Origin of the sequence: Vibrio sp. B172a, assembly GCF_030248355.1 — a bacterium.
Taxonomy (GTDB): domain Bacteria; phylum Pseudomonadota; class Gammaproteobacteria; order Enterobacterales; family Vibrionaceae; genus Vibrio; species Vibrio owensii.
The window spans coordinates 231,832-258,761 of record NZ_JAHGAC010000022.1 but is presented as its reverse complement, the minus strand read 5'-3'; the positions used below and the strand labels follow the sequence as shown (position 1 = coordinate 258,761).

The 26,930-nt window shown below is 45.3% G+C and carries 29 protein-coding genes; 6 read left to right on the top strand and 23 right to left on the bottom strand.

Annotated features, from left to right (window positions below; all coding sequences use genetic code 11):
* Nucleotides 1–103 precede the first annotated feature (103 nt).
* Nucleotides 104–739: a LysE family translocator gene (locus KIT90_RS19860; RefSeq protein WP_285378241.1), complete on the bottom strand. Its 636-nt coding sequence runs from the start codon at nucleotides 737–739 to the stop codon at nucleotides 104–106.
* Nucleotides 740–1,308: 569 nt separating this feature from the next.
* Between KIT90_RS19860 and KIT90_RS19855 the strand changes: the two genes are divergently transcribed.
* Both KIT90_RS19855 and KIT90_RS19850 read left to right on the top strand, forming a co-directional pair.
* Complete coding sequence (locus KIT90_RS19855; protein WP_285378239.1) at nucleotides 1,309–1,980, top strand: winged helix-turn-helix domain-containing protein; 672 nt, start codon at nucleotides 1,309–1,311, stop codon at nucleotides 1,978–1,980.
* 154 nt (nucleotides 1,981–2,134) lie between these two features.
* Nucleotides 2,135–2,428, top strand: coding sequence for a hypothetical protein (locus KIT90_RS19850; RefSeq protein ID WP_285378237.1), 294 nt, complete (start codon nucleotides 2,135–2,137; stop codon nucleotides 2,426–2,428).
* Nucleotides 2,429–2,456: 28 nt separating this feature from the next.
* On the opposite strand, the gene KIT90_RS19845 is transcribed toward KIT90_RS19850, so the two are convergent.
* Nucleotides 2,457–3,068 (bottom strand): ParB/RepB/Spo0J family partition protein, encoded by a 612-nt coding sequence (locus KIT90_RS19845; protein WP_285378235.1) that lies wholly within the window; start codon nucleotides 3,066–3,068, stop codon nucleotides 2,457–2,459.
* A gap of 127 nt (nucleotides 3,069–3,195) precedes the next feature.
* Nucleotides 3,196–3,663, bottom strand: coding sequence for a hypothetical protein (locus tag KIT90_RS19840; RefSeq protein ID WP_285378233.1), 468 nt, complete (start codon nucleotides 3,661–3,663; stop codon nucleotides 3,196–3,198).
* Nucleotides 3,664–3,907: 244 nt separating this feature from the next.
* Here KIT90_RS19840 and KIT90_RS19835 point away from each other — a divergent pair, with 244 nt between their 5' ends.
* Nucleotides 3,908–4,909 (top strand): NADH:flavin oxidoreductase, encoded by a 1,002-nt coding sequence (locus KIT90_RS19835; RefSeq protein ID WP_285378231.1) that lies wholly within the window; start codon nucleotides 3,908–3,910, stop codon nucleotides 4,907–4,909.
* 133 nt (nucleotides 4,910–5,042) lie between these two features.
* Here the strand turns inward: KIT90_RS19835 and KIT90_RS19830 are convergent, their stop codons facing one another.
* Entirely contained in the window at nucleotides 5,043–5,603 is a 561-nt protein-coding gene (locus KIT90_RS19830) for a hypothetical protein (RefSeq protein WP_009704581.1), read from the bottom strand.
* Nucleotides 5,604–5,674: 71 nt separating this feature from the next.
* The gene (locus KIT90_RS19825; RefSeq protein WP_078609339.1) at nucleotides 5,675–6,019 is read right to left on the bottom strand and encodes a hypothetical protein; all 345 of its coding nucleotides are present in this window, start codon (nucleotides 6,017–6,019) and stop codon (nucleotides 5,675–5,677) included.
* 166 nt (nucleotides 6,020–6,185) lie between these two features.
* Here KIT90_RS19825 and KIT90_RS19820 point away from each other — a divergent pair, with 166 nt between their 5' ends.
* A complete protein-coding gene (locus tag KIT90_RS19820; RefSeq protein WP_009704583.1) occupies nucleotides 6,186–6,863 on the top strand; it encodes a response regulator transcription factor in 678 nt (225 codons plus the stop codon).
* Nucleotides 6,864–6,877: 14 nt separating this feature from the next.
* Here the strand turns inward: KIT90_RS19820 and KIT90_RS19815 are convergent, their stop codons facing one another.
* The 9 genes from KIT90_RS19815 to KIT90_RS19775 form a co-directional block, all read right to left on the bottom strand.
* Nucleotides 6,878–7,408, bottom strand: a complete 531-nt coding sequence (locus KIT90_RS19815; RefSeq protein WP_009704584.1) for a type II secretion system protein — start codon at nucleotides 7,406–7,408, stop codon at nucleotides 6,878–6,880.
* 15 nt (nucleotides 7,409–7,423) lie between these two features.
* Nucleotides 7,424–8,695 carry a HAMP domain-containing sensor histidine kinase gene (locus KIT90_RS27950; protein ID WP_041053241.1) on the bottom strand — a complete coding sequence of 424 codons (1,272 nt, stop codon included), beginning with the start codon at nucleotides 8,693–8,695 and terminating at the stop codon, nucleotides 7,424–7,426.
* A gap of 11 nt (nucleotides 8,696–8,706) precedes the next feature.
* A complete protein-coding gene (locus KIT90_RS19805) occupies nucleotides 8,707–9,399 on the bottom strand; it encodes a response regulator transcription factor (protein ID WP_020197321.1) in 693 nt (230 codons plus the stop codon).
* A 17-nt stretch (nucleotides 9,400–9,416) separates the two neighbouring features.
* Nucleotides 9,417–9,959 carry a prepilin-type N-terminal cleavage/methylation domain-containing protein gene (locus tag KIT90_RS19800; protein ID WP_009704587.1) on the bottom strand — a complete coding sequence of 181 codons (543 nt, stop codon included), beginning with the start codon at nucleotides 9,957–9,959 and terminating at the stop codon, nucleotides 9,417–9,419.
* Between the two features lie 40 nt (nucleotides 9,960–9,999).
* The gene (locus tag KIT90_RS19795; protein WP_285378225.1) at nucleotides 10,000–11,697 is read right to left on the bottom strand and encodes a GGDEF domain-containing protein; all 1,698 of its coding nucleotides are present in this window, start codon (nucleotides 11,695–11,697) and stop codon (nucleotides 10,000–10,002) included.
* 330 nt (nucleotides 11,698–12,027) lie between these two features.
* Entirely contained in the window at nucleotides 12,028–12,501 is a 474-nt protein-coding gene (locus tag KIT90_RS19790) for a type II secretion system protein (protein WP_020197318.1), read from the bottom strand.
* Between the two features lie 211 nt (nucleotides 12,502–12,712).
* Nucleotides 12,713–14,374 (bottom strand): SpoIIE family protein phosphatase, encoded by a 1,662-nt coding sequence (locus KIT90_RS19785; protein WP_285378223.1) that lies wholly within the window; start codon nucleotides 14,372–14,374, stop codon nucleotides 12,713–12,715.
* Nucleotides 14,375–14,395: 21 nt separating this feature from the next.
* Entirely contained in the window at nucleotides 14,396–14,656 is a 261-nt protein-coding gene (locus KIT90_RS19780; protein ID WP_005443088.1) for a hypothetical protein, read from the bottom strand.
* Nucleotides 14,657–14,910: 254 nt separating this feature from the next.
* Nucleotides 14,911–15,525 carry a glutathione S-transferase gene (locus KIT90_RS19775; RefSeq protein ID WP_005450075.1) on the bottom strand — a complete coding sequence of 205 codons (615 nt, stop codon included), beginning with the start codon at nucleotides 15,523–15,525 and terminating at the stop codon, nucleotides 14,911–14,913.
* Nucleotides 15,526–15,809: 284 nt separating this feature from the next.
* Between KIT90_RS19775 and KIT90_RS19770 the strand changes: the two genes are divergently transcribed.
* Complete coding sequence (locus KIT90_RS19770) at nucleotides 15,810–16,385, top strand: TetR/AcrR family transcriptional regulator (RefSeq protein WP_285378221.1); 576 nt, start codon at nucleotides 15,810–15,812, stop codon at nucleotides 16,383–16,385.
* Nucleotide 16,386: 1 nt separating this feature from the next.
* Nucleotides 16,387–16,791, top strand: coding sequence for a PPC domain-containing DNA-binding protein (locus KIT90_RS19765; RefSeq protein WP_285378219.1), 405 nt, complete (start codon nucleotides 16,387–16,389; stop codon nucleotides 16,789–16,791).
* Between the two features lie 98 nt (nucleotides 16,792–16,889).
* Here the strand turns inward: KIT90_RS19765 and nirD are convergent, their stop codons facing one another.
* The 9 genes from nirD to cobA form a co-directional block, all read right to left on the bottom strand.
* Nucleotides 16,890–17,225 carry a nitrite reductase small subunit NirD gene (nirD, locus tag KIT90_RS19760; protein ID WP_285378218.1) on the bottom strand — a complete coding sequence of 112 codons (336 nt, stop codon included), beginning with the start codon at nucleotides 17,223–17,225 and terminating at the stop codon, nucleotides 16,890–16,892.
* On the bottom strand, nucleotides 17,226–19,745 hold the full coding sequence (gene nirB, locus KIT90_RS19755; protein WP_285378216.1) for a nitrite reductase large subunit NirB: 2,520 nt from the start codon (nucleotides 19,743–19,745) through the stop codon (nucleotides 17,226–17,228).
* A 10-nt stretch (nucleotides 19,746–19,755) separates the two neighbouring features.
* On the bottom strand, nucleotides 19,756–20,592 hold the full coding sequence (locus tag KIT90_RS19750) for an ABC transporter ATP-binding protein (protein ID WP_285378214.1): 837 nt from the start codon (nucleotides 20,590–20,592) through the stop codon (nucleotides 19,756–19,758).
* Nucleotides 20,593–20,603: 11 nt separating this feature from the next.
* The gene (locus KIT90_RS19745; protein WP_005375889.1) at nucleotides 20,604–21,569 is read right to left on the bottom strand and encodes an ABC transporter permease; all 966 of its coding nucleotides are present in this window, start codon (nucleotides 21,567–21,569) and stop codon (nucleotides 20,604–20,606) included.
* 73 nt (nucleotides 21,570–21,642) lie between these two features.
* On the bottom strand, nucleotides 21,643–23,007 hold the full coding sequence (locus KIT90_RS19740) for a CmpA/NrtA family ABC transporter substrate-binding protein (protein WP_005375887.1): 1,365 nt from the start codon (nucleotides 23,005–23,007) through the stop codon (nucleotides 21,643–21,645).
* Between the two features lie 265 nt (nucleotides 23,008–23,272).
* Nucleotides 23,273–23,854: an ANTAR domain-containing response regulator gene (locus tag KIT90_RS19735; protein ID WP_285378212.1), complete on the bottom strand. Its 582-nt coding sequence runs from the start codon at nucleotides 23,852–23,854 to the stop codon at nucleotides 23,273–23,275.
* A 73-nt stretch (nucleotides 23,855–23,927) separates the two neighbouring features.
* Nucleotides 23,928–24,845: a dienelactone hydrolase family protein gene (locus KIT90_RS19730; RefSeq protein ID WP_285378210.1), complete on the bottom strand. Its 918-nt coding sequence runs from the start codon at nucleotides 24,843–24,845 to the stop codon at nucleotides 23,928–23,930.
* A 229-nt stretch (nucleotides 24,846–25,074) separates the two neighbouring features.
* Nucleotides 25,075–26,028: a glycosyl transferase family protein gene (locus KIT90_RS19725; RefSeq protein ID WP_285378208.1), complete on the bottom strand. Its 954-nt coding sequence runs from the start codon at nucleotides 26,026–26,028 to the stop codon at nucleotides 25,075–25,077.
* Nucleotides 26,025–26,930 (bottom strand): uroporphyrinogen-III C-methyltransferase, encoded by a 906-nt coding sequence (gene cobA / locus KIT90_RS19720; protein ID WP_285378206.1) that lies wholly within the window; start codon nucleotides 26,928–26,930, stop codon nucleotides 26,025–26,027. The genes KIT90_RS19725 and cobA overlap by 4 nt, the downstream gene beginning before the upstream one ends.

The following is a 26,930-nucleotide window of genomic DNA, read 5'->3' as shown; positions in this document are numbered from 1 at the left end:
AAATTATTTTTAAATTTTTATACCGAGATTAAAGCCAAGTTTTAAAACCCAAAAATCCTTATCGTGAAGATAATTTTCACGAGCTCACTTAGAAAACTCATATCTAGTTGATTACCGCCAAGAGCCCTAATAAAATGAATATCGAGCCTGCCCACTTCGACAAATAAATCCATGCATTGTGTTTTAAAAGCAGTGCAGCACGTAATCGTGATGCAAGTAGGACACTCAATAAGTCAGCACAGCTAAATACAATGTTGGTGATGATGCCGAGTAGTAACAGCTGAGGCCAAATATCTGGCCCAATATCGCGACTTACAAACTGAGGCAAAAAAGCTAAGTAAAATAACGCGGCTTTGGGGTTTAGAACATCTACGATGATGCCATCAATAAACACCCTCTGGTCGGAATCATGCTGACAACCAGATTGTTGTTTCTCACACCAGACTTGTGTCTGAGCTTTGTAGATTCTGGTAATGCCAAGCCATATCAAGTAGACAGCACCAAGATGTTTCATTGCCTCAAATACCATTGGTGATAGTACGAAAGCGGATGACAAACACACCGCAGATAAGACAACGTGGAAGTACCCTCCCAAATGCAACCCAATAACAGAAAGGATACCCGCTCGCTTACCACAACTTAAGGTTTGCGCCACGCTATAGAGCATTGCTGGCCCAGGCATAAAGGCATAAAGAAATATCAACAAAAGAAAAGCCGTCATTTCTGGCGTTTGGATCATCCGAGACTCCCTTTGGATGCAGAACAAAGATGTACAAATAACTCGTTCAATTCGCTCCGTGATATGCATTCCACAATCATGTTTATTAAGCGCAAAAACCTATGTTAGAAATGCAAGCATCCTCTACCTCGCTCAATAAAGGTAATTAATCATCGTTAAATAAGAATTAATAATTGAAACGTTAGAATGCATGGAACGATAAGTAATCCCCTCAACGACCATGCCCTGATTGCGATTACCTAAAATATCTTCACTTTTCAGATTCATTCCTAAACATTAAATAACCATATCTAATTTCTTCATCTTGTTGACTGCAACCAATTGACTGAAATTGTGCGAAGAAATTCTTCATATATATGCCTGAGATCGGTTGGATAATAAAGGGTGACGACATTTAACAAATATGAATAAATAGTCCATTTTTTTGTGGGCAAGATCCCTATAAACAACAATCGAACATGTAAATTAATGATTAATTACTTATATATTTAACATTAAACCAACACCATAAGGGTGAACTTTCATACCATTTATCAGCGTTCAAAACTAAATAATAAAGGTGGAGCTTTATGAGACCTCAACAAATAGACAGCATTGAAGTGCCAATAGGAAACTGCACGCTGAAGCGAACCGAATCCGGCGCTGAGCTCATTCTGGGAAATGGCAAGTCGTTCTCGATTACCATACCTGAGAGTTGCATCTTAGATCGTTTATGCAAAAGCCCTGGTGACGTTGTCGTGAAGGATGAATTGATTCTTGAGGCTTGGGGAAGTGCGGAGATTATCGGTCCAAATTCGCTGCCGGTCGCGATAACCAACTTAAGGAAGGTGCTAGAAATCGACAATATAAAAATCCTTAATGTGCCTAAGAAAGGCTATCGGATCCAAATACCCAAACAAAATACAGACGTAAAGAATAAAGACAAAGATTCTTTGATTGGTGAACCCTCTAATGTTCAAGTCGATGCGTTAGTGACCCATACCGTAGAAAGTTGTCGTTGCGAAAAGCGAAAGTTCTTTCTCTCGATATTCATGATTTTTGTTTGTGTTTATATATTGTTCTTTTGGTGGCTTTCATGGGTGAATTTAGAATGCAAAGAACTTAAAACAGGTCAAATTTGCCATATTGAAGGAGATAATCCACCTTCAATCTTAACTAAAAATAAAACAGGGAATTATTTTTACTCTACTCGTTCTGGCTTAATTGAATTAAACAATGAGGAACAAGCAAATGATAAATAGAACCGTTATGTCACTCGCTCTACTTTTAACTGTATGCATTATTCTAACGATTCTTTACTCGTTTATTAATGGAGCAACATGTCGCTATTCCATCAACTTTAAAACCGATGAGAGAGATACTTTTATGACGTGCTATCGAGGTAAGGTTGTTGCCATGCATTCAAAACAGAGTGAGCATGGAGACTTGTTATCTAAATGGAAGGTGGAGGCAAGGCAATTTAAGCTAGGCGATCAAGTCATTCATTTCATCTACAGTCGAGATCCGATAGTCGATGATCGGTTGCAAGACTCTAATGACCACTTTAACCATGTAACATCAGGTTATCGTGTGCTTTTTTATAACTCTAAACGTCATGGTGACAAAGTGTATTTGTTTAAGAACTTTCCGCGATACAACGTACACGTCGGCACAATCAACGGAAAACTCGATTATTGGGATCAGCAGTAATCTACCCTGCTCTCTTGTGCTAGCGAGATTACTCCAAGTAGGCAGAGAGGCTAGTTTGTCGTGAATACTCCCCTAGGTCGCCAACCTGAAGCATCTTTGATATTTCGCCGTCGAGCATTCCTATTTCTTGGTTGATACGCTCGTTACTCCAACCTAGTTGAACGAGGTTGATGACAAGATCCGCAAAGGCCTCAGAGTCCGTGGTTCCTCGGGCGCTGTTATGCCGGATAGACGAGGACATGCAATTCGGTAGGCAGGTATCAAATACCACGCAAGGCGCATAACCAGGGATAGGTTGTAAAACAGGATGTGACTGTATTAGCTCAAATCGATGAACACCATCAATAATCGTAAACGCTTTTCCTTTGTCGATTTTGTTCACAATGATCGGGGATGTGATCCCATCTATGAGCAAAGAACGTTTCAGCAAATCGCGCTCCGCCGGCTCCATCGTATTGGCCTTATAGCCATTTGCTTTGATTTTAGCAATGGGAAGCAATTTCACGTTACAGACTGGCGGTAGATTCGATGACATTTCATAGACGAGTTGTGTAAACGTATTGTAGAGCGATACCTTCTCCTCGTTGGATAGGCCGCTCTGTTCTTGCTCTGATGAGCTTAACCGTGTTGTTTTCACCATATGGTGCTCCTTTGACAGTGGTGATTGAGAGAGTTTGTGATTGAACGATGGAAGAGATGAATTCGGGACGTGGTACTGCTGCGATATAACGGCTTAAGCTATCTTGCGTTTTTCCAAATTCTTTATGTTATTGCTTTTGAACATTTAAGATTCGCGCACGCCATTGTTCGAAGTGTTCAAACAGCTTTTTTCCGAGTTCCGGATGGTTATCTCGGCGCGAGAGATAAAAACGCTCTACACAAAAATAGAGGTTAGAAACCATCACTCCTGACGCATAAACTTGCTTGCCATCAGGTTTGCACATCCGAACGCAGAGATAACCCGCTGGCCGATTACGCGCATTTTCGATAAGGCAGAACAACACGCCTTGGTCGAGAATTTGTGCACAAAACGTCTCTGGCGTGTAATAGAGGTTGGTGATCCGAGATTGGCTAAAATCGAGCGCCCTACGTGACTTTTTCTCGTTCTTTCCGCTTTCAAGTATTGAGCTAGATATTGAACTCGATTGAAACATACAATGCCCAGTTAACTGCTCGAAGTTAAGCCGGTTAATAGCTTCAAAATCTGTCGGACTGACCTCACGAACCTTCCACATACACACCTCTTCTTTTATCGGGTTCCGGTGTTCTTTCTTCTGTCATCGTGCTTATTGTCGACGCACAAAAACGTGATGCTTCAGTTCAGCGAAGATCGGTAATGAGTAAAATTAAATTAGCGTAATTTATGAAAATGTAAGATAGAAATTCGAAGTATTCGGATTGAAACAGAAGATTCGCACTCATATTCTTGGCAAAGTGACATAGAATGTTTGCTCTTATTTCGATATCACGAGGGATCGTATGACTCGCTTTACTCCATTGAACGTCGCGAAACACCAACTCAACAATCGTTTGGTTGTGCCACCGATGGCCTCTCAAACCGCGACAACCGATGGCATTGCCACCCAAACCACTATTCAACACTATGACAAACTGGCGCAATCGGGTGCGGGTCTTGTGATGGTGGAATACAGCTTTGTGGATTTTACTGGCCGAAGTGAACCGAACCAGTTAGGTGCACACAGCGATGACTGCATTGAGGGAATGCAATCGATCGCAAAAGTCATTCATGCTCGCGGTGCAAAAGCAGGCTTTCAGATCACTCATTGCGGCGGTAAAGCGCAGTTAGAGGTATGCCCTGATTTAATGGGACCTTCCGGCATAACCGTTCCCGCTTACGATCGCGAGTTGCCACAGCCAAAAGCAATGACGTTGGAAGACATGCTTGTTTGGCGTCAGAACTTTATCGACGCTGCGCTTCGTGCGGACAAGGCCGGTTTTGATTTTGTCGAACTGCACTGTGCCCACGGGTATGGCTTGAACCAAGTTCTTTCTCCAGTGACAAACCAGCGTGATGATCAATACGGTGGCTCATTAGAAAACCGTACTCGTTTGGTGGTCGAGATCATCGAAGCAATCAAAGCCAATAGCAACATTGGGGTAATGGTGCGAATCCCCGGTCAAGACCTTTACCCAGAAGGATTAACCCAAGAAGACATGGTAGAAGTGTGCCAGTTGCTGATCAAAGCAGGCATAGACATCATTGATGTGTCATCTGGCATTGGGGGATGGAATCGACCTAAAGATCGCCGCGGCGAAGGCTATCTGGTATCAGAGTCCACCTTCCTCAAGCAAGCGGACTTGGGTGTTCCTATCATTGGTGTTGGTGGAATTGAAAGCGCAGAGTACATCGACCAAGCAGTAAACAACGGTTGGCTCGATTTGGCAGCTGTTGGGCGTGCCATCTTGAAAGACCCTCTCGCTTTCAATCAACAAATCATGCAGCAAGAAGTCAGCGCATAACCTCCCTATTCAAAAAGACAAATGCCGAAGTGAACTGCATCACCTCGGCATTTTTGATTTCGTAGTTGTTTCTGTTTTTTGGTTATCTATATTTTCGTGCTTATATTTACTCACGGTTAAGGCAGAAGACGAATTACCACTTAACGATACCCAACGTCACTTTAACGCCGCCTACGAGCGTTGAACCGCCATAGTCTTTTGCAAGGCGCAGCAAAGTGTCATGAAAGCCCAAGTTTGGAAATGCCGCTTCCACTTCTGCAATGACTTCTTTACTCAACCCCTTACGAACGCTGCCTTTGGTTGCATCAATCCAGTCTGCTTTTCGGCATGCTTCGATAACTTTCTGGTGCGGCCCTTTATACGGCGAAATCTTATGGTGCCAATGAATCGCACCGCGCAAAGCATCAGGATCTAACCCCCACTCAAAGTGTTCATTATCTGCCAAAGCAACCGCTTCAGAAGGCTCGAGATAAGCCAATTCATGGTCAGTCCACAAACCAATGTCGTGATAAACAAATGCCGTTTCAACTAACTGCTCGTACTGCTCATCATTGCCGAGGAAATGCATCGCATAAGTGATGGTTCGATAAACATGATTACGATAGCCCGGAAAGTCATCTCCGATTTGATCTTTATATTTGGCAAACAGCAATTCGACGCGTGGACGCTCCAATTTGATTTCGATTTGCGACATGTTTAATGGCCCCTTACCTTTCTTATGTCATCGTTAAAGCATAGCACCAGAATTTGTTTGATTATGGTCACTTAGCGCTCTTGTTTCTCACCCTGTGCCAATCTCATCGCTTTGTTCACCGCCACAAGCAATGCCTCATATTCTTCCCCATAAATATTGGCGATAGGTACAACGCTTCCAGTCTGATTCATACGCTCGATATCATTGGTAATGCACGTAATGGGTTTCACACAGTTATGAACCAACCAATATATCGTTGCCCACGTAAAGACTCCTGCAATAAAAAGTAGTGAGACTAGAACTTCTATAGAAATGTTCGGCCTTGATAGCGCAACCGTAGACACAGCAATCGACGCCCAGAAAAGCATATTGCACGTTGCCAACAATGCCACCTTAAAGTTAGTAGAGCGTCTCATTGCAAACTCCATTCATTCAATTGGTTGCTAAATTAGCATTTCGTGGGTTATCAACTGGTTAAAGTGACCGTTATCGTGACCTAAAATTTCTATTTAAGTATTTGTTTTTCTGCGATTCTGGCTTAATAATCTATACTTCGCTTACCGCATTCTGCTGGAGAAAAATGTGACGCGCTCAAATACACTTCAATTGCTTTTGGTCGAAGATAACTTGGAACTGGCAGAAACCACTGTCGAACACTTTGAGCTTGAAGACATTAGCTGTGATCATGTCTCGAACGGCGTAGCCGCTTTAGAGTTAATAGCCAAGACTCACCACGATGTCGTGATATTGGATCTGAATTTGCCACGCATGTCCGGCATAGAGGTGTGTAAGAAATTACGAGAACAAGGCAGTGATGTCCCCATTATTATGCTGACTGCGCGGGACACGCTAGATGACAAAATCGTTGGCTTTGAAGCTGGCGCTGATGACTATCTCACCAAACCGTTTGCCTTTGAAGAGCTGTTAATGCGCGTCAAAGTGCTCTCTCGACGACGCAGTGGCGAAGTGAACCTTCTGCAGTTGAAAGACTTAAAAATGAACGTGAAAGAGCGCCATGTCATGCGTGGTAGCGATGAACTCAAACTCTCTCCTACTGGCTATCGCATTCTAGAAGTCTTGCTGCGCGCCACTCCAAATCCCATCAGTCGTGAAGACTTAATCCAGAAGGTATGGGGAGATGAACAGCCAGACACCAACAGCTTAAAAGTGCACATGTTCAAATTAAGGCACGCACTTGATGATAATTACGAAGAGAAGCTACTCCAAACCATCAAAAACTTTGGGTTTGTCTTGAAGTAACCCCTCAACGATATCTAGCAAGCGTCAGTCAGTAATCTTACTTCTGGAGTGGTGATGTTTTGGTACATCACTTGGCATTGGAAGTTGACGCTTTTCTTATCCAAATCAGAAGTGAAGAAAATATAGATTTGGTTGTTTGGCGTGCTTTTGTCAGTAAACAGATCAGCAGCATTGGGATCTTTTTGAGCCGTAGTTAAAGACACCGCATCAATATTGAGCCAAGCTAAGACTTGTTTGTTCATGTCATCGAATGAATCATTACCGTCTACGCGTGGGTAACCATCTCTAAGCGGAACCACAACACCATTGATGACGATCTCTTGCTCACCTTGATCCAAACCTTCGACAATGGCACGCGTATGCACCATTTCTAGACCTGCTCGCATTGCTGCTTCAACCGTCTCCATAACCGCAACCTTTGAATCCTTTTGCAGGTTCAGGAATCTCGGCGCAGCAACCACGGCGAGAATACCCAAAATCACGATAGCGATAACGAGTTCAATCAATGTAAAGCCTTTGTTTTTCATGCCTACACTTGTTTTCATGCTAAGAATTGCCCTTTAAACAAACGTCACTTTCACTGCGCGACCATCTTCCAGCACTTGTTCTTCATACTGCCAGTAATACTTGTCGCAGATTTTCTTGATGATCAGCAAACCCAAACCAAACCCCGTCGTTTCATGAGTCAGGTCTTTTTGTTTATCTCGATTGATCACTTGTACTTCCAGCCCTTGCTGTTTGATGATGACCTCACCTTCATTGGTGTGCTGAAAGGCATTGCGCACAAGATTGGTAATCACGATTTTGCACATTCCTTCTAAGTGCAAACATTCAAAGCTATCGACCGAGGTTTCAACCTCTACCTTCTTTCCAGATAACAAGTATCTTTGCTCGTTCACGACCTGTTCGGTTAATACGCCCAGACTGGTCATCGTTTCTCTGAGTTCTGTTGACTTTTCATGGTTGAGCCATAACAAACTGTCACACAAATCGGACATGGCTAAGCTGTTGTTTTCGATTCGCTGTAGATTCTTCAGTAAACGCTCTTTAGGCATATCACTGGCGATCATCTTTTTCATCAATTCCGAATTAGAGCGAATAACCGCAATTGGCGTTCTTAGCTCATGGCTGGCATAACGAATGAAGTCTTGCTCTTTACGGACACTTTTTCGGACCGCCGAAACCGAGGAGTTGATAACTCGCGCCATCATGTTGAGCTCAGAAAACTTAAAGTCCGGAACCTTGGATAAATCGTCTTTCTCTCGAATATTGATTGCCCAGTTTTTCAGCTCTTCAACCGGTTTGGTGATTCTCTTGATGATGGTAAATACCCCAACCAAAAAGAAGATCAGCAGTACGGTAACAAAAACAACGATGTAATCTAATTGAGGCAGCAAGTTGATATTTAGCGTGTCGGCGAAATCATCGAAGGCGTTTTTGTTGATTTTGACTGCGACAAATTTGGTTTGGGCATCCACTTCACTTTTGATCAACAGATAGATAAAGCGGTTGGCGTTTCTCCCTGCGCGATACTCAGTCTCAGTCGCTTTAAATAACTTCCCTACCGCGAGTTCTTTTTCAACAAACTTGAGTTGAAATGCCAAGGGTAAATCATCCCAGTTGGCCGTGATGATAAATGGCGGGTTGATGATGGGTTTGCCTGCTTGCGGCTCTTCCGTTTCCGCTTTCACCAGCATGACACCTTTGGTCACAAGATCGATACCAGTATAGAGGTTATAGGTGCTATAAGAGCCCGCAACAACGGCAAGGATTAACCCTAACACCGCAGAGACGGTGATGACGTACACTCTAAGACTGTCTTTGATCTTCACTGATGATTTTCCTATTGATGCCGCGACTCGGACTTGAGCACATAGCCAAAGTTAGGAAGCGTATGAATAAGCTTGGTGTTTTGCCCCTTATCCACCGCCTGACGCAGCTTAAACATGTGAACTTTCAAGCTGTTACTCTCTGGTGACGCATCGCCCCAGACCAATCGCATTATCTTACTTCGACTTACTGGTGAAGGACTAGCGCTCATCATCACTTTTAAAATATTGTAGCAAGTCGGTGATAACGTTAGAGCGATTCCCGCCCGATAAGCTTGCCTCTGGGTGATATCTAACACCAAATCGTCCACCACTAAACGATCTGGCGTACCGCTACTTCGCTTCAACAGCGCAAGAACACGGGCCATTAACTCTTCTAGCGCGAAGGGCTTTACCATGTAGTCATCCGCACCAGCACTGAACCCTTTAAGCTTGTCGCTGAGTTCACTTCTTGCGGTGAGCATCAGGACGGGTAAATCGATGCCATCAGCACGAAGGGTTTCACAGACTTTGATGCCGGATAAATGAGGTAAATTCACATCCAATATCACCAGATCGTATTCATCCGATCGTGCCAACTGTAATGCCATGACCCCATTGGCTGCATGGTCGCTGTGAATACCATGCAGCTCCAGATATTCCATAATGGTTTTTGCTAGTTCAACATTGTCGTCCACCAGCAGAACATGTTTGTGCGTGACTTCCATTTACGTTTCGCTCGTTATTAACAATCTTCAGTTTCCAGTGTTGTAATACTGTGCCCTGTTCTACTTGCCGTTGCTGGCGTGTAGTGGATTCGGCAACGCAGTGTATCGAGTTCACTCCAATCGCCATAAAACTGTGGGAAGATCCAAAAGCCGCCGTCGTAATCCGTTTCAAAGTTGAGTTTGTCTTCACCGTGCAAATCATCGTTAAGAGGAGAAACGTCAACATTCACCAAAGCTTTGAACTGTGACAACGCTTGATTCGGAAAGACATCAAACCATGGATAATTATCAGCATTGGTTAAACGAATTTGCTGACCATCAATGACCATACAGCGCATTTGCTTGTGGTAATCACAAGGTTGAATCTCAGTAGACGGTATTTCTGACTTGGCAGAAAACATAGCAAACGAGGACTCAATAGCGCCTTTGGTCGCTTGCAGTGTTGCGATTCTCGCGTCGGATTGTAATCCCATGAACTTAGGAGCCGCTGTCACCGCTAACACGCCTAAAATCACAATCACCACGATCATTTCAATGAGAGTAAAACCTTTGTTTTTCATTTAAAACTCCTAACATTTACAACATCCCTGTTAGAAAGTTTTAGATAACGTAATCCACACTTAATTGGCGCTTAAAGCGTCGTTTTGCCGAGTACATGTTCTTGTCAGCTAACTCAATCGCAGCATCAATATCGTGATTCACGACTTTTGATAAGCCGTACGCGAATGACAAATCAAAACCTTTTTCTACAAAGTAACGCGCCATTTTCGCGTTTAGTGCGTTCAATCGATTTTCAATGTCTTCGTATGCTGAAGAGTCAAAGACAATCACAAATTCATCGCCACCGTAGCGAATCACCACATCTTTTTCGCGCAGCGATGAACGTAATAAACACGCGAAATCCACCAAACAATTATCACCAATGCGATGTCCATAGTTGTCGTTTATCGCTTTAAAGCCATTCATATCAAGAAAAGCCACGATACGATTATCGTATGACGCTAAGTGGTACTTTAAGAACGAACGGGTATAACACTTGGTCAACTCATCCTTGGTTACATCCATTAGTCCAGTATTCGACGGACAAACAGTTGCAATGATGAATTTCTTGCCGTTGTAGACCATCTTTTCGCGAATCGTGTCGTACTCAATGCCCTCGAAAAACTCTTTGTCTTTGTGGAACATAAGATGTTCGTCTTGCAGCAAGTTCTTATCTTTCTCTAAGCACAAACGGTAGCTTTCGTTTTCGTGGATGATCTCTTGCGGTTTCACACCAACGATACTGGTTCCGACCAACTCTCGGTGTGCCGCGTTATCAAAAATCACCACACCTTGCTCGTTTCTCATGATGACCAGCTTCTCAGCTGAATCGAGCATCGACACAACGCCATTCGCAATAATCGATGTATTATTGAAATAGATGTCTCTTAGGTTGCTCAGAGTCGTTTTCACGTCTTCGTTGTGCACGACTCCCAAGATGTCATGGTCTTCAATAAAGCGATTCACTTCTTCGCTCTGTACATCTTCAATATTGTTTTCAATCAGAAAGTTATAAAGCTTGTAATCTAAATCCAAGCTCATTCGCAGCAGTGCTTCTACGGGTGCCTCTTGCTCAAGGTTGGAAAAGCAATCTAGCTCAACAATCTCCTCTAGCGGCATTGCTGGATAGAAGTAGAAACCTTGAATCGTTGGCTTTTCGGCAAACAATTCGATCAGTTCTTTTTGACGCTTATTCTCAACACCTTCAAAAACAACTTTGTGTGTACATAGCGTTTTGATCTTTGAGTACAAAAACGACAGGTGCTTAAATTTGCTGTAGTTTTTCTCAATGTCATGAACCAACGAACGGTCAAATTTGACTTCATCCGCGCCGATAGTAAGCGCCAAATCCGCTCTCGCGAAATCTTTACCGAAATCATCAATAGACAGCTTGATCCCGTTGTCTTTTAGCAGCGCCACATGACTAAGAAATTCGTCACTCAGCTCAACACCTTGATGCTCAACCAACTCTAAAGAAACGTTCTTTCCTTTTAGCTGCTTGATCGCACTGAAGACAAAGTAATCATTCAAAACACTGGTTGGGTAGATGTTGATGGACACCGGAATTTGAATGTCAAACTTCGCGATGTCTTCCAAACAACGCTTCATCACAGCTAGATCAAGCGCCATGTTGTCTTTCACTTCGGCGAAAAATTCAGGTAGTGTTTTTTCAACGTCGACTGGTCGTAGCAAAGCTTCAAGACCAACGATCACGCCATCTTTTAGTTTTGGTTGGTACAACAAGTTGAAATCTGACATTAAGAGACCTTTATAAGTGTTTTTATTGAGTTGGTATTCACGTAGTTCGCTGACCAACACGTTTAATGACACTCGCCTCTACTTCCTGTTAATCATTAACAAGGTTAAATTCCATCTCAAAGCCAACGCTTTAAGAGGCACAGTGTGTGATATGAGTCATATCTTAAATTTCTCATGGTTAACGCTAAGTTAACGCCAGCCCCCGTTTTAATGATTAATTTTTATCGTCACCATAACGGTATGTTTTAAGAGGCTTTTAAGGGAACTTTTTAAGGGAATACGCACAACTTTTGAGCACAAAAAAGCCACTTTAAAAAGTGGCTCTAAGAATCATTTTGTTAACCCACTGCACTCTGCCGGATCTTTGATAACCACGGCTGTTGCTGCGCTAGTCGCACCGGCTTGCGTGTACTTGATACAAGTTTTGTCATAACCCGCAATGCCGAAATGAATTGAAGCGCTGCCAGGGATTTCTTTATGTGCCCAGTCTTCTCTCAAGCCTTGCACCACAATAGATAGGTCATTTAAGGTCGCTTTTGGGTATCCGTAGGCGATAGCCAAATCAAGCGTACCTGTGCCATCAGTATCTAGATTAGCCTCTTTTGCGCGTTCTACACCCATCAACGCCGCTTTGCCGTAAACAATGCCCATCGCACCATTCATCGCCCCTCTTAACCCAGCAATTGCCGCGTTTCTCGCATCATCTTGCAAATTCAAGAATCGAGGCGCTGCCGTCACAGATAAAATACCTAAGATGACAATGACCACGACCAACTCAATTAAGGTAAAACCTTTCGCCTTCATTTTTTATTTCCCAACTACAAACGAGAGAAAAATCACGATGACAAGAGGCAGAAGCCCTGACTCTCCATCGGTTGACGGCGAATATACGACGGGGAAAGTTAACGCAGGGTTAACTCAAAACGGGCAGAAAAAATAAAGTTTAGGCAATCGATTAGCGCGCACAAAAACATGCGTGTAAGAGGAAGATTTAAGCAGTATCACAAGCAAAAAGTTACGATTTCGACGCCATTACGACCGTAAAACAATTGCGATCCCCTTGATGTGATACAGAAAACCCGCTTGTCATTTGGGCTATGAGCATCAAGCCTCGTCCTGAAGGCATCCAACTCTCTTCATCGAATAGATTTGGCGTCTCAATTTGCTTTGAGGTGTAACTTTGAAAGGTTTCATCAGAAATGCGATTGCCATAATCAAATACGCGCACTTCTATGTTGTGCTGCTCACCTTGTGTTAGTTCGCATTCTAACTCAACCGTTTTTCCGCTTTGTTCTTGATAGGCATGGATGAAAGCATTGTTCATCAACTCAACCACGCATAACTCTAGAGTTTGCGTGACGTGAGAAGAAACCGAAGTTTGTTGAAGGAACTCAACCAATTCGAGACTCGCTTGGCGTGAAGCTTCTAAAGACGCTTGATAGGATTTCTGGAATACCGAACTTGTCGACCTAACAGCTTGCGATTGTGCACAGCCCAACCATTGCACTTTCAACAAGCTCACATCATCGTCGATTTCTGGTTTTCCTTGCCAGTTTTGCACTTGCTCCAAAACGGCATTGGTCTGTGCCTTTTCTGGCATCGCTTTACTCTCTTCGATGTTGGATAGCAGCCGGTCAATGCCGTAAAGCTCCTCGCCTTGCTTGGCTTCCAATAAGCCATCGGAGAAAAACCAAAGCGCGTCATTAGGCTTGAGTTGGATACTTCCACCTTGGTACATCATCGGCTCCAATGCCCCGACGATGAAGTTGTTGTCGCCAACAAGTTCCAAGCAGTTGTGTTCCGTCTGTTGCCAAACAAATTTAGGGTGCCCTGCTGTGCAATAGTTCAGTTCACCAGTTTCGGTGTTCAACACGGCATATTCGATAGTGAAATAGAGCTTGCTGTTTTGCGTTTGCTGGTAGCGTCGATTAAGCCTTTCAATCACGGCAGCAGGCTCACTGATGCGGTACTCGTTGTCGCTCCAGTCTAACGTTATCGACTCCGATTTGTTACGTTGTGACAAAGTTTGTTGAATCGAGAATGCCATTAACGCCGAAGAAATACCGTGCCCGGAAACATCGAAGACATAAAACGCAACGTGGGACTCATCGAGCTCGACATAGCCCAACATATCCCCACCGATCTTGGTACAAGGAACATAAGTGAAGCTAAATTGTGCCGTGTGAATTTGTTCTTCCACTGGCAACAGTTGCCCCATTAACTCTCCAGCAGAGTCCAAATCCTGCTGAATGGTTTGATACGCTAAATCGAGCTCTTGGTTTTTTGTCATGAGCGTATTGTGCAGTTCTAAGGTACGAAAGCCCGCTCGGATACGCGCTTGTAGTTCCTCTACAGACGTTTTCTTGTCGACAAAGTCATCGGCGCCTGCATCCATGCCTTTGATGATGGATTCTTGATCGTTACGGGAAGAGAGAAGCACAAAGAAGATATAACGGGAAAACGCCGACGATTTAAGCTCACGGCAAAGCTCAATACCACTGATGCCCGGCATCATCAAATCACTGAGGACAAACTGAATGTCAGTTCGGTGAGTCAGCACTTCTAACGCAGACTCACCATCTTCAACGGCAATGACCTCGTACCCTTGCTTTTGCAATGCACTGGTCATGTAGAGCAGGACCGTTTTGCTGTCGTCGACCAACAATATGGACTTCATACCTCTCCTTGCCTGTTTGTTCTATTGCAGTACGCTACTCATGGATTGGGCATCTCTGAAACGGCTGTAATCTTCCGCTAAAAGTTGATGTTGATAACGAGTGTAAGACAACGCCTCATTCGAGATGACGATTTGGTTTTCTTTTTCCATCAATTGCCCACGCAGCAACTCGATTTGTTGATGCTGCTGACTATGGTTCTGATACATGGCAACGAGTCCGCACACGGACGCTACGAGCAGCGTACACAACACGCCATTGATGGTTTTACTTCGAACACGCATAACCTCTCCTTGTCGCTTGGTGTCCTTCATTACTTGGTGAAGTCCAATAATGATTGGGACGTCTACAAACTAAGAACTCAAGGTTCCAAAACGCCGTGAGAGCCAATTGATGTTGTTTCATTAACAGAGTTAATTATAGGAGAAAGGCAGAAAAAGAAGAGAAAACCTGAACAAATTGAAGATCTTTGCGCTTAAAACGACAAAAAGCAGCAAGTCTACAAAAGCCTTGCTGCTTAGAAAAATCACGCTAGAAGTTAGCCTTGAAACGCTTCACGCACCGATACTTGTTCAAACCAACGCGCAATATTCGGGTAGGTTTCGAACACTTCAATACTCAAACCATTTACGGCAAAACCAACAAAAATGTAGCCGGTAATGTCTACGATGGTGAAGTTGTCCGTGGCGATGTGCTCGCTCTCTGACAGACGCTTGTCGAGAATTGGCAGGAATTCTAATACGCGGGATTTCGACTCGTCACCCCACGCAGCCACACAGTTTTCACGGTCTTGGTATATTGCGGTGATATTGCGAAACGCCTGAAAAGCCGTGTACAAACCTTGGAATTCGACAACGCGATGCCACATTTCCACCTGAGCACGTTCGAGCTGGTTAGCACCAAACAGCGCAAGATCATTTTCAAACGCTTCATCTAGGTAGCGACAAATCGCCACGCTTTCACAGATCGTCGTACCATCATCCAGTTCCAGCAGAGGCACTTTGCCATTCACGCTTTTCGATTTAAACGGTTCAGATAGGTTATCGCCCTCACGAACGTTCAGCGCAATTCGCTCAACCTCGCCACCGATTTCCTTTAGAAAAATGCTAACTCGCTTACAACTTGGAGTCATTGCGGTTTCATAGAGCTTCATTTCACATCCTTTTATCTTTTTCTAACCGATTGGTTAGGATATACTGTAGCCAGTTTATAAACGATCAGTCAAGAACTTCACTATCAAAAATTTTCAAACAGTTGTGGGTCTGTTTGCTGAGCGAGATTTTTGATGCCGTTTGTGAGTTCACATGAATTTGGAGGCTGATACCCAAGAATAGATGGGTATTCATCATATTGGTTCAGTTCGAACGCTAGAGGTTCTCTGTACCATCCCTCCAAAGCAATTTAATTACCCGATAAGCAGACCCAGGCAGGTAACTTATGGCAAGAAAAGCCAACTTCGACCGAGATGAAAAGCTTCTCGTGGCTATGGATGTGTTTTGGCGCAAGGGCTTTGCGAACACGTCGATCTCGGATCTCACCGACGAGTTGAACATCAACCGCTTCAGTCTTTATAACACCTATGGTGACAAGCAACAGCTCTACTACGAAGCGCTCGATACTTACTTAAAAAAGGTCTCGCTACCGTCACTCAATGATTTGGAAAAAGACGACGCGTCTTTACCTGAGTTGGAATCGTTCCTTAAATCTTTTGCTGAGCTGCAACGCAAACGCAACTGTGGGTGCTTTATTCAAAATGCGTTGATTGAGCATGCAGGTGAAGACGATGACGTACTGCGTAAAGGGCATTTCTTATTTGACCATCTTATCGACATCATTGCGGATGCGCTGATCAATGCGCAAAAAGAAACCTTAGTGCCGAAAACGCTGAAACCAGAAGAGCTTGCTCGTTTTGTTCTCAACAACATGCAAGGCATGCGCGTGCTTGGCAAAGCCAAACGTTATTCCGATTTGGATACGGCGCTTTCCTGCTTGCTGGTTTTGATTAGGAAGTGACATGTCGATTGAAGTGATAGCGGTACGTCTTACCAAAGGCATGGACTTAAAGCTGAACCTAGCGAAATTGGTCGAGCAGTATGGTATCAAAGCAGGCTCGATTGCTTCATGCGTTGGCTGTGTCTCTGACCTCAACCTTCGTTTGGCAGGTGCAGAGAGTACGTTAACCAAACAAGAGCCATTTGAAATCGTTTCGTTGATGGGAACCCTAACGCCTGAACATCAACACGTTCATATCTCGGTGTCTGATCGTGAAGGACGAGTTTGGGGTGGGCATTTGTTGGAAGGCACAGTGATTGATACTACCGCAGAATTGATCATCCATTCTTACTCAAAACTTGAGTTTACCAGAGCGATGGACGACTCGACTGGCTATACCGAACTCCAAGTGAATCCTTCCAAATAGTAAAAAGCTCCAGAGCCATACTGTGCTGTCTCTGGAGCTTTATTCGCTTATCTCTTACGCTAAGAATTTACTCATATCGAGCAGGCAAATTTCTAGGATCATTCTTCGACTAAATAACAAACCTGATTATCGTCGATCGTTACTTGCCACGTTTTTAGACCGTGCGATTCGTCTTCCAAACACTGCCCACTCTTTAAACTGAAGTGCTGTTTATACAGTGGCGATGCAACACACATCTCACCATCAATATCACCGACAATCCCTCGACTCATCACATAAGCCTTACCAATTGGGTCCCAATCTTGAACGGCGTAAACACCGTTATCAGGAATGTAGAATAACGCGACATGCTCGCCTTCAATCAACACCGTGGCACCGATGAACGGCATTAGGTCATCAAGCTGACACAATTTCACTTTGGTTAAAGCTGTCATTTACACCTCCTGTTTCACGGGTATACGCTGACCACGCACACGTTGGTACGGTAAGACTTTGCTGCCCGACGTGCTGTTCAAGAAAGGACGGAAGCGTTGCAATTTTTGAGGATTATCCAACGTACTCTTCCACTCACATTGATAAGTATCTACGACGCGCGCCATCTGTTCATCCAAAGAATCACATAGATTTAGAGAGTCATCCAAAATCACTTGTTTAAGGTAATCTAAGCCCCCTTCCATGTTCTCCATCCACACCGACGTGCGCTGCAAGCGATCTGCGGTGCTGACGTAGAACATCAATACTCGGTCGATCATGGTGATCAACTCGGATTTGGATAAGTCGGATGCAAACAAATCTGCGTGTCTTGGTCTCATGCCGCCATTCCCGCAAACGTATAGATTCCAGCCGTTTTCAGTGGCGATCACCCCAATGTCTTTACTTTGCGCTTCTGCACACTCGCGAGTACAGCCCGATACGGCAAACTTAAGCTTATGGGGCGCTCGCAATCCTTTGTAGCGGTTCTCTAACTCAATGGCTAATCCAACTGAATCATCAACACCATAACGACACCAAGTAGAACCCACGCAAGATTTCACGGTGCGCACCGATTTACCGTAGGCGTGCCCTGTTTCAAAACCAGCATCAATTAAGGTTTGCCAGATTTCTGGGAGTTGCTCTAACTGCGCACCAAATAAATCCACGCGCTGACCGCCAGTGATTTTGGTGTACAGATCGTATTGCTGAGCAACTTCGCCTAGCACGATGAGTTTATCTGGTGTAATTTCGCCGCCCGGAACACGAGGTACAATTGAGTAAGAGCCATCTTTTTGCAGGTTTGCCATAAAGGCATCGTTAGAATCTTGCAGAGATTGATGTTGAGGCTCCATGATGTGTTCATTCCACAAAGAAGCAAACACAGATGCTGCTGTCGGCTTACAGATATCACACCCATGCCCTTTGCCATGCAGTGCAATTAAGGTGTCGAAGTCTTTGATTTGTTCCACTTGGCAAATATGGAACATCTCTTGGCGACTGAGCTCAAAGTGCTCACAAAGGTGGTTGTTAACCTCTACCCCCATGGCTGCCAATTGAGTATCCAATACCGACTTCACCATATTGCTACAGCCACCACAGCCAGTACCAGCTTTGGTGTTGGCTTTAAGGTCCGTCAGGTTGGTAGTGCCAGCTTGAATCTCGGCAACTAAGTCGCCTTTTGTGACGTTGTGACAAGAACAGATGATGGCGCTGTCTGGCATCTCTCCGTCCAGCATTCCGGTATCAAATAGCAGGTTCGCAGCGTGGTCTGGCAGGACCGTTTTGTTCAAATAACACTGTAAGAGCGCATCGTAGTCGCTATTGTCACCGACGAGAATCGCACCAAGCAATTGGGTGCCGCTCGCATCAACCACCAGCTTTTTGTAGATGCCTGCAACCGCATCTTGCAACACCATTTCCTGTGCGCCTTCGGTTTGCATTTGTGCATCGCCGATAGACGCCACATCCACCCCAAGTAGCTTGAGCTTGGTGCTCATGTCTGCGCCTTTAAAACCTTCGCTTGGCATACCAGTCAAGACATCGGCAGTAGTTCTTGCCATGGTGTAACCGGGTGCGACTAAACCAAAGATCTTCTGCTCCCAAAGAGCACATTCGCCAATCGCATAAATATTCTCATCGCTGGTTTGGCATTGGTTGTTAATCACAATACCGCCTCGCTCGCCTACTTCTAGCTCAGCCATTTTTGCCAGCTCATCTTGAGGGCGAATCCCTGCGGAAAAGACAATCACATCCACTTCGAGAGGATCTTTGTCTTTAAACACCATACGATGCTTAGCCGTTTCACCATCGCAGATTCGCTCCGTCCCCGTTGAGGTATGCACGGTTAGCCCTAGCGCTTCAATCTTCTCTTTTAGCACTAAGCCAGCACCATCATCTAACTGCACAGGCATGAGGCGAGGTGCAAACTCAATGACGTGAGTTTCTAGCCCCAATAGTTTGAGTGCGTTTGCCGCTTCTAAACCCAACAAGCCGCCGCCAATCACTGCGCCTGTTCTTGCGCCTTCACATGCCTTTTTGATTTGTGAAAGATCATCAAGCGTGCGATAGACAAACACGTTGTCTCGGTCTTTACCTTCAATTGGCGGCACAAATGGGTAAGAACCAGTCGCGAGCACAAGTTCGTCGTAACCCAGCACATCTTCACCATCAAGCAGAATGCGCTTTTGCTCTCTGTCGATACCTGTTACTTGGCTGCCAAGTACGAGTTGGATGCCATGCATGTCGTACCATTCTTGGTTGCTCAGCATCAAATCATCATGAGACTTACCCGCAAACAAAGAGGACAACTGTACACGGTCATACGCGATAAAGCGCTCTGCACCAATCACAGTAATTCGGTGCTCCAAATGCGCGTTTTTCTGCACTAATTGCTCGACGAGGTGTTGCCCGACCATACCGTTGCCTACCACAACGATGTGGCTCAATGCGTTCTTTACTGGAATCGTTAAAGGACTGTTCATCGTTGCCTCCTTATGCCGTTTGCGCTGCGGTTTTGGGTTTGTCTTCTTTCGAAGCAGGAATCTCGACTTTGGATTGCTTCTCGTAAAGGAACTTCAACACCGCTTGTCGACACTTTTGATACTGCGCATCATCCGCCAGTGCGACACGCTCACGAGGGCGAGGTAGATTTACTTCTAACACTTCTCCAATGGTTGCCGCCGGTCCGTTAGTCATCATCACGATTTTGTCGGATAGCAGCACCGCTTCATCCACGTCGTGGGTAATCATGATGACAGTGTTGTTTAGCTCGGCTTGGATCTTCATCAGTGCATCCTGTAGGTGTGCACGTGTCAACGCATCCAACGCGCCAAATGGTTCATCCATCAGCAAAACCTTTGGTTGAAGTGCCAGTGCTCTCGCGATGCCGACTCGCTGCTTCATACCGCCCGAGATTTCATCCGGCTTTTTGTACGCGGCATGCTGCATTTGAATCAACTCCAAATAGTGATTCACTTGCTCCTGAATCCACGCTTTGCCCTTTTTGCCGGCAATTTGTTTTACTGCGAGCTCAACGTTTTGATATACGGTGAGCCAAGGCAACAATGAATGGTTTTGGAACACCACTGCGCGGTCTGGTCCCGGCCCTGCCACCTCTCGCCCATCGACGATCACGCCGCCGTCTGTTGGCATGTGTAGACCCGCAACTAAGTTCAATACCGTTGATTTACCGCAGCCAGAGTGGCCAATTAGGGATACAAACTCACCTTTATTGATTTGTAAATCGACGTTCTTAAGCGCGATGAACTCGCCATCTGGCGTTGGGAATCGCATCCCTAAACGCGTTAGATCTAATAATGCTTTTTCCATGATCTTTTCCCTTATCTCAACGCTTGTTGTTTATTCCAAGACAGCCACTTTTGAAGTTGCAACATGCCTCTATCGAGCATCAATCCAATAAAGCCGATTGTGATGACTGCAACCATAATACGACCCAATGATGCCGAGCTGCCGTTTTGGAACTCATCCCACACAAATTTGCCTAACCCTGGGTTTTGCGCGAGCATCTCTGCCGCAATCAACACCATCCAAGCGATACCTAAAGAGAGACGTAAACCTGTGAAGATCATTGGAATGGCAGAAGGTAAAACGATAGTGCGAATGTGCTGCCACCACGAAAGTTGAAGCACTTTACTCACGTTGATTAAGTCTTTATCAACGCTCGTTACCCCCACAGCGGTGTTAATCAGCGTCGGCCATAAGCTACACAGCGCCACAGTGATCAGAGAGTTGATGAACGACTTAGCAAACATCGGGTCATCACTCACATAAGTGGCACTTACCACCATGGTAACGATGGGCAGCCAAGCTAAAGGTGATACGGGCTTGAGCAGTTGAATGATTGGGTTGAACGCTTGATACAGCCCTTGATTAAGACCAAGCACGATGCCAAGCGGAATCGCGATAACCGTCGCCAGCAAAAAGCCCGCAGTTACGGTCACTAAGCTTGTTATGATTTGGTCGAAGAACGTCGGTTTACCTGTGTAGGGACGAATCTTCACTTCCGCGTCCGGATTCTTGGCTAACTTCGCAGCATTACGTTTTTCCTGACGTTCGATAAACGCTTGTTCCTTTTCTCGCTCTTGCCAATGGTCATCGACAAGGTTGCTGAACTGCTGAAAAGTTTGCACAGGTCCCGGTAGCGTACCTAATGAAGTTTGCACTTCTCTCGCTGCTAAGTGCCACATTGCCAAAAAGATCAGCAAGCCAATGACGGGCAAAAGCACCAGCCGACTTCGGTTCACTACCTGCTTAGCAGGAAACAGGGAAATGACATTACTAGACATACTCACTCCTAAGAAATTTACATCCTTGTTGCCACAAGCGAATCCCCCTCGCCTGTGGCGTTTATCGTTATGGTTAAACCTTGTCTTTTCCTTTAAGCCCGATAGAAAACTTCTCTAGATATTTATTTGGCTCACGGCCGTCATAAACGATGTTGTCGATAAAGTGTGTTTGTGGCGCACGGAAACCATCTTCAGCACTAAAATCCGGGAAGTCTTTTTTGCTCAACACACCATCTTCAATCAGTGCTTGAGCCGCTTGTTGGTAAATGTCCGGACGGTAAACCTCTTTTGCGACATCCATGTACCAATCATCGGATTTCTCGCTTGAGATCTGTCCCCAGCGACGCATTTGGGTCAGGTACCAAATCGCATCGCTGTAATACGGATAAGTGGCGTTATGACGGAAGAACACGTTGAAATCTGGCACGTCTCGTTTGTCGCCTTTCTCGTATTCAAATGTGCCGGTCATTGAGTTGGCGATAACTTCGGCATCGGCTCCGACGTACTCGCTTTTTGATAGCATCTTCACTGCTTCTTGGCGGTTGGCATTGTCGTTTTCATCCAACCAATGTGCCGCTCGAATCAAGGCTTTCACTACGCGAATGTGCGTGTTTGGATACTTCTCAGCCCAAGCTTTGGAAACACCAAATACTTTCTCTGGGTTGTTCTTCCAGATCTCGTAGTCGGTCACGACTGGCGTACCAATGCCTTTGAATACGGCTTGTTGGTTCCATGGTTCGCCTACGCAGTACCCTTTGATCGTGCCCGCTTCCATTGTGGCTGGCATTTGTGGTGGCGGTGTAACACTCAAAAGAACATCAGCATCCAACTGGCCACTGTTATCGCCTGAGTCTGGTGCGTAAAAGCCTGGATGAATCCCCCCTGCCGCTAACCAGTATCGCAACTCATAGTTGTGCGTCGATACAGGGAACACCATGCCCATGTTGAACGGTTTGCCTTTATCCAGATAGCTGTCGACCACAGGCTTCAGTGCGTCCGCTTTGATTGGGTGAACTGGCTTGCCATCTGGTTGCTTTGGAATGTATTGCTTCATCTGCTCCCAAGTATCATTGGAAACCGTGATTGCGTTGCCGTTCAAATCCATACTGAACGCGGTAATCACTTCTGCTTTTGTGCCGACACCAATCGTCGCGCCCAATGGCTGACCAGCAAGCATGTGCGCGCCCGCAAGCTCACCATCGATGACTCGGTCTAAAAGCACCTTCCAGTTTGCTTGCGCTTCTAAAGTGACGTACAAGCCTTCGTCTTCAAAAAAGCCTTTCTCATAAGCAACCGCCAGCGGTGCCATATCGGTTAACTTAATAAAACCAAACTTCAGGTCTTCAATTTCTGGCTCACCCAACTCTGCCTTTACGCTGACCGTGGTGAATACCGATAACGAAATTGCTGACACTTTCAGCATCGAACTCCATTTCATTGGTTTGCTCCCATAAAAAAAGCGCCACTACTCCGAAGAGCAGTAGCGCCGTTGCTAAGTCTACAATTACCGCCGTTGATAATTGAGATAAGCGATTCAACAATAAACCCAATTCTTCTAATCCAATTACTGTGCCAACTTATTTTTCACAGTAAATACAATGAATTAGTTTATTCTACCATTTCTAATTCCCTGTTATTGCTTGCTGATAGTGCAACACGCACCACGTTAGAAAACGCACCCTAACCCCAAAGTGGTAGAAAAACTAATCAAGCACTTCCAAAGTAGTTATCAAATTCTTGGCAACTTGTGCGAGCGTTTGGCTGGATTGCATGGCTGAATTTCTAAGCGCTTTATAAGCCTGATCTTCATCAACGCTGTGCATCTTCATCAGCAGACCTTTGGCTTTTTCCACCAGCTTGCGCTCTTCAATCTTATTGGTCAGTAATTCAATTTCCGATTGCATACTTTCGAACTTCGCTCTCACTAATGTCGCATGTTCAATCCAAGGTTGAAGTGCAAACTCACTATCGTGCGGCATAAGAACATAGTCCATTTTTTCTGATAACCGATTGATATCATTGGATGATAATTGCTTTAAGACGATAAGAAGTGGTGCCGATTTTCTGCGGCAGAAATCGACGATCAAACGCAGTTCCGCGGTTGGTTGCTGCCATCCAACCACAACGCTTGCTGACGGTTCTCGCTGCATAAGCGTTTCTAGTTGTGCCAATTGGCAACCCATGATGTTGTCGTAATCTTTGCTCAATAAGCCGGACAATCGAGCCTGCTCTTCGAGGCTATCACAGCATACTATGATGGGTGTTTTTGACGTTGATTGAGTCATGCACATTCCTTGTTTATATCTCACTCACTAAGAGAGACATAACAAGGAATGTGCCAACTAAGGTTGAAGCGTTTTAACTAGAGGCGAGATGTTCTTTAAAGAAGCCGAGTGTACGTTCCCAAGCGAGCGCTGCTTCTTCCGGTGCGTAGCGTGCCGTTGAGTCGTTATGGAAACCGTGGTTGACGTTTTCATACATTAACGCTTGATACTGTGCGTCGGTCGCGATCAATTGCTGCTCATAAGCAGGCCATGTGTCGTTAACACGCTTATCGAGCCCTGCAAAGTGAATCATTAACGGTCCTTTGACTTGCTTTTGGATCTCTTGCGCCGCTGGTGTTCCATAGAAAGGCACACCTGCATCGAGCTCTTCTGGCATTACCGCGGCAAGCATGTTGACAATGTATCCACCGAAGCAGAATCCAACCGCGCCCAATTTACCGTTGCCACCCTCGTATTGTTTGAGGAAGTTAGCGGCTGCAATAAAGTCTTGTTCGATCTTGGCTCTGTCCATCTCTTTCTGCATGGCGCGACCTTCATCGTCGTTCCCCGGATAGCCGCCGAGTGGATAAAGCGCGTCTGGAGCGAAAGCAATAAAGCCGTCCTTTGCAAGTCGTCTTGCGACATCTTTGATATAAGGGTTCAGACCTCGATTTTCATGAATCACCAACACGGTCGACGATTTTAAGGTCTTCTTCTGTGGCATCACCAAATAACCACGCCCTTCTCCATGCCCATTTGGAGATGGAAAGGTTTCGTAAGTTGCTTTGATGTCAGGATCGTTAAATGAAACTTGCTCTGCGAGTGCATAATTCGGGGTTAGCGCGTCGACCAGTGCTGTCATGCTAAAGCCAAGCACAGCAAGGCCACCCAGCCTATTTAGAAACTCACGGCGCGAGATTTTTCCGTGGGCGTATTCGTCGTACCAATCGAAGGCTTCTTGCGGGATCGGATGAGAAGCCTTTTCACTAGGAGTGGTATGCTTTAGAACCATTATCCATGTCCTCTGTGTCTTACCATATGGGATTTTCTCATTCTCAAACGCGAAGCTAAAAACGAACGCGATTGAGGCTAAAACTGCGGTTTCACCACTCTGATACGGAGCAAGGTGGTGAAACACATCATTGGCGAGCTAGGATCTTTTACCTTCTTCAAACAATAGATAATGGATTCAGATTCAACAACTTTGCGTCGTTGGTTTTACATTAATTGACAATAGTGCGTTATTGCTGGCCGCAATAGACTTGCCAGTAAGAGAAGGCGCGTTCGAATGCTTTTTCTCTGTCGTGCATTTGTGCAAACAAGACCACTGTCATCGTAGCGAGAACCGTATTCGCCATTTGGTTCATGTCGTCTTCTGACGTCCCAAACGGGCAGTTCGCAGGCATTGGCACCTCAGATAGCATTTGCTCCGTCCAGTAATGCGATGTCACGCCGCTTGTTTGGCTTAACCACACTGTTTGGCTTACTTTCGGGTTGTATTCTGACTCACCAGATTGCCCTTTAAATGAAACAACGGCATGAGCGGTTTGACCAATCTCGTATTCGACTTCAGCATGAAGTTGTTGGAATCCCGGATGGAAGCTACCACGAATACCAACCGTCGCCTGCCCCGGATTCAGTGCTCGAACCACGGTATTAATCGGCGTTCTAAGCCCATAGCGATTCTTCCAACCGATCATGGTTTCTGCTTGAGCCGCAAACGCACTCAGCGGCAGATACACAATGTTTTGTGTTTCTAAGACACGCTTTGCGTCTTCGGCTGATTCCGCTTTCTCGATAGCAAACTTGTCGAGGTAATCTTCTGCGTGTAAACGTCCAGATTGACGGTCGTGATAGCCATGCATCAACACTTTATGACCATTATCGGCGAGGATCTTCGCTGCCAACAGATGCCAAGGCTGACCTGCTGCTTCACGTTTGCCCGCATAACATGGCCAATCAATATCTGCACCAATAGCTGGCATACGGGATTGGAATGCTTTCACAAAGCCAGCGATTTCTTGTTGAGTTTCGTTCTGTACGCGGATCAGCATCAATAACATCGCCATCTGATCGTCGTCGCACTCACCGTTTAGGTATTCATCCATAACTCGAAACGCTTGGTCAAAGTTCAGTGGTTTTCTACCACGTTCGCCACGACCGACTGTTCTAATACATTCCAAAATGCTGCTCATATTCCCTCGTATTCCGTCACTGACTGTACGGTTTCTATTAGTTGTTCGCGCAGTTTGACAACTTCTCCCATCACAATCAATGCTGGGCTCACGCCTTTAAGTGTAATCGATAAATCATTGAGCTGATTGAGTTGTGTAACGTGCACTCGTTGTTGAGGGCTGCAACCATGAGTGATGATCGCGACAGGGAAATCTGCTCTCAAACCGGAGTTGATCAAACCCGTTTGTATTTGCGATGACTTTTCTAACCCCATATAGAAGATTAACGTTTGTCCGCTTTGCATCAATTGGCTCCACGCTTCAAATGCGCCTGTTACCACTTGCCCCGTCACAAAGGTAACGCTGCGAGCAACGCCACGATGAGTCAGCGGAATCAAGCTGTTTGCAGAACACCCAATCGCAGCGGTAATGCCGGGGATGACTTCGTAAGCAATTGAGTGTTTGACTAGTGCTAAGGCCTCTTCGCCTCCACGGCCAAATACGAATGGATCTCCCCCTTTTAAGCGTACAACTCGCTTTCCTTGTTGAGCGAGCGACACCATCAAATCACAGATTTCTTCCTGACCAATACTAGGTTGTCCGCATCGTTTACCCACGTAAATCCAATCGGCTTGTGCCGAAGCCAACTCCAAAATATCTTTGTTAACCAAACGGTCGTACAGCAGAACCTCTGCCGACATAATCGCTTTCACAGCCTTCAAGGTTAGCAAGTCTGGATCGTGCGGTCCTGCTCCGACGATCGAGACAAAACCTTTGTGGTTCGCGTCGAGGTCTACTGAATGGTCTTCTAAAAGTTGGTTCAGTTTGCTTGCTTGGTCATGCTTAGAAAAACGAGACGAGCGTTCTTGTTTCTGACTCGCTTGTCCTTTCTTAAACCAAGACTTTTGATAAGGCGCTTCCAT

Bases quoted from the DNA above. Each gene is read 5' to 3' on its own strand.
- KIT90_RS19860 (WP_285378241.1), bottom strand. From the start codon at position 739: ATGATCCAAACGCCAGAAATGACGGCTTTTCTTTTGTTGATATTTCTT.
- KIT90_RS19855 (WP_285378239.1), top strand. From the start codon at position 1,309: ATGAGACCTCAACAAATAGACAGCATTGAAGTGCCAATAGGAAACTGC.
- KIT90_RS19850 (WP_285378237.1), top strand. From the start codon at position 2,135: ATGCATTCAAAACAGAGTGAGCATGGAGACTTGTTATCTAAATGGAAG.
- KIT90_RS19845 (WP_285378235.1), bottom strand. From the start codon at position 3,068: ATGGTGAAAACAACACGGTTAAGCTCATCAGAGCAAGAACAGAGCGGC.
- KIT90_RS19840 (WP_285378233.1), bottom strand. From the start codon at position 3,663: ATGTGGAAGGTTCGTGAGGTCAGTCCGACAGATTTTGAAGCTATTAAC.
- KIT90_RS19835 (WP_285378231.1), top strand. From the start codon at position 3,908: ATGACTCGCTTTACTCCATTGAACGTCGCGAAACACCAACTCAACAAT.
- KIT90_RS19830 (WP_009704581.1), bottom strand. From the start codon at position 5,603: ATGTCGCAAATCGAAATCAAATTGGAGCGTCCACGCGTCGAATTGCTG.
- KIT90_RS19825 (WP_078609339.1), bottom strand. From the start codon at position 6,019: ATGAGACGCTCTACTAACTTTAAGGTGGCATTGTTGGCAACGTGCAAT.
- KIT90_RS19815 (WP_009704584.1), bottom strand. From the start codon at position 7,408: ATGAAAACAAGTGTAGGCATGAAAAACAAAGGCTTTACATTGATTGAA.
- KIT90_RS19805 (WP_020197321.1), bottom strand. From the start codon at position 9,399: ATGGAAGTCACGCACAAACATGTTCTGCTGGTGGACGACAATGTTGAA.
- KIT90_RS19800 (WP_009704587.1), bottom strand. From the start codon at position 9,959: ATGAAAAACAAAGGTTTTACTCTCATTGAAATGATCGTGGTGATTGTG.
- KIT90_RS19795 (WP_285378225.1), bottom strand. From the start codon at position 11,697: ATGTCAGATTTCAACTTGTTGTACCAACCAAAACTAAAAGATGGCGTG.
- KIT90_RS19790 (WP_020197318.1), bottom strand. From the start codon at position 12,501: ATGAAGGCGAAAGGTTTTACCTTAATTGAGTTGGTCGTGGTCATTGTC.
- KIT90_RS19785 (WP_285378223.1), bottom strand. From the start codon at position 14,374: ATGAAGTCCATATTGTTGGTCGACGACAGCAAAACGGTCCTGCTCTAC.
- KIT90_RS19780 (WP_005443088.1), bottom strand. From the start codon at position 14,656: ATGCGTGTTCGAAGTAAAACCATCAATGGCGTGTTGTGTACGCTGCTC.
- KIT90_RS19775 (WP_005450075.1), bottom strand. From the start codon at position 15,525: ATGAAGCTCTATGAAACCGCAATGACTCCAAGTTGTAAGCGAGTTAGC.
- KIT90_RS19770 (WP_285378221.1), top strand. From the start codon at position 15,810: ATGGCAAGAAAAGCCAACTTCGACCGAGATGAAAAGCTTCTCGTGGCT.
- KIT90_RS19765 (WP_285378219.1), top strand. From the start codon at position 16,387: ATGTCGATTGAAGTGATAGCGGTACGTCTTACCAAAGGCATGGACTTA.
- nirD (WP_285378218.1), bottom strand. From the start codon at position 17,225: ATGACAGCTTTAACCAAAGTGAAATTGTGTCAGCTTGATGACCTAATG.
- nirB (WP_285378216.1), bottom strand. From the start codon at position 19,745: ATGAACAGTCCTTTAACGATTCCAGTAAAGAACGCATTGAGCCACATC.
- KIT90_RS19750 (WP_285378214.1), bottom strand. From the start codon at position 20,592: ATGGAAAAAGCATTATTAGATCTAACGCGTTTAGGGATGCGATTCCCA.
- KIT90_RS19745 (WP_005375889.1), bottom strand. From the start codon at position 21,569: ATGTCTAGTAATGTCATTTCCCTGTTTCCTGCTAAGCAGGTAGTGAAC.
- KIT90_RS19740 (WP_005375887.1), bottom strand. From the start codon at position 23,007: ATGAAATGGAGTTCGATGCTGAAAGTGTCAGCAATTTCGTTATCGGTA.
- KIT90_RS19735 (WP_285378212.1), bottom strand. From the start codon at position 23,854: ATGACTCAATCAACGTCAAAAACACCCATCATAGTATGCTGTGATAGC.
- KIT90_RS19730 (WP_285378210.1), bottom strand. From the start codon at position 24,845: ATGGTTCTAAAGCATACCACTCCTAGTGAAAAGGCTTCTCATCCGATC.
- KIT90_RS19725 (WP_285378208.1), bottom strand. From the start codon at position 26,028: ATGAGCAGCATTTTGGAATGTATTAGAACAGTCGGTCGTGGCGAACGT.
- cobA (WP_285378206.1), bottom strand. From the start codon at position 26,930: ATGGAAGCGCCTTATCAAAAGTCTTGGTTTAAGAAAGGACAAGCGAGT.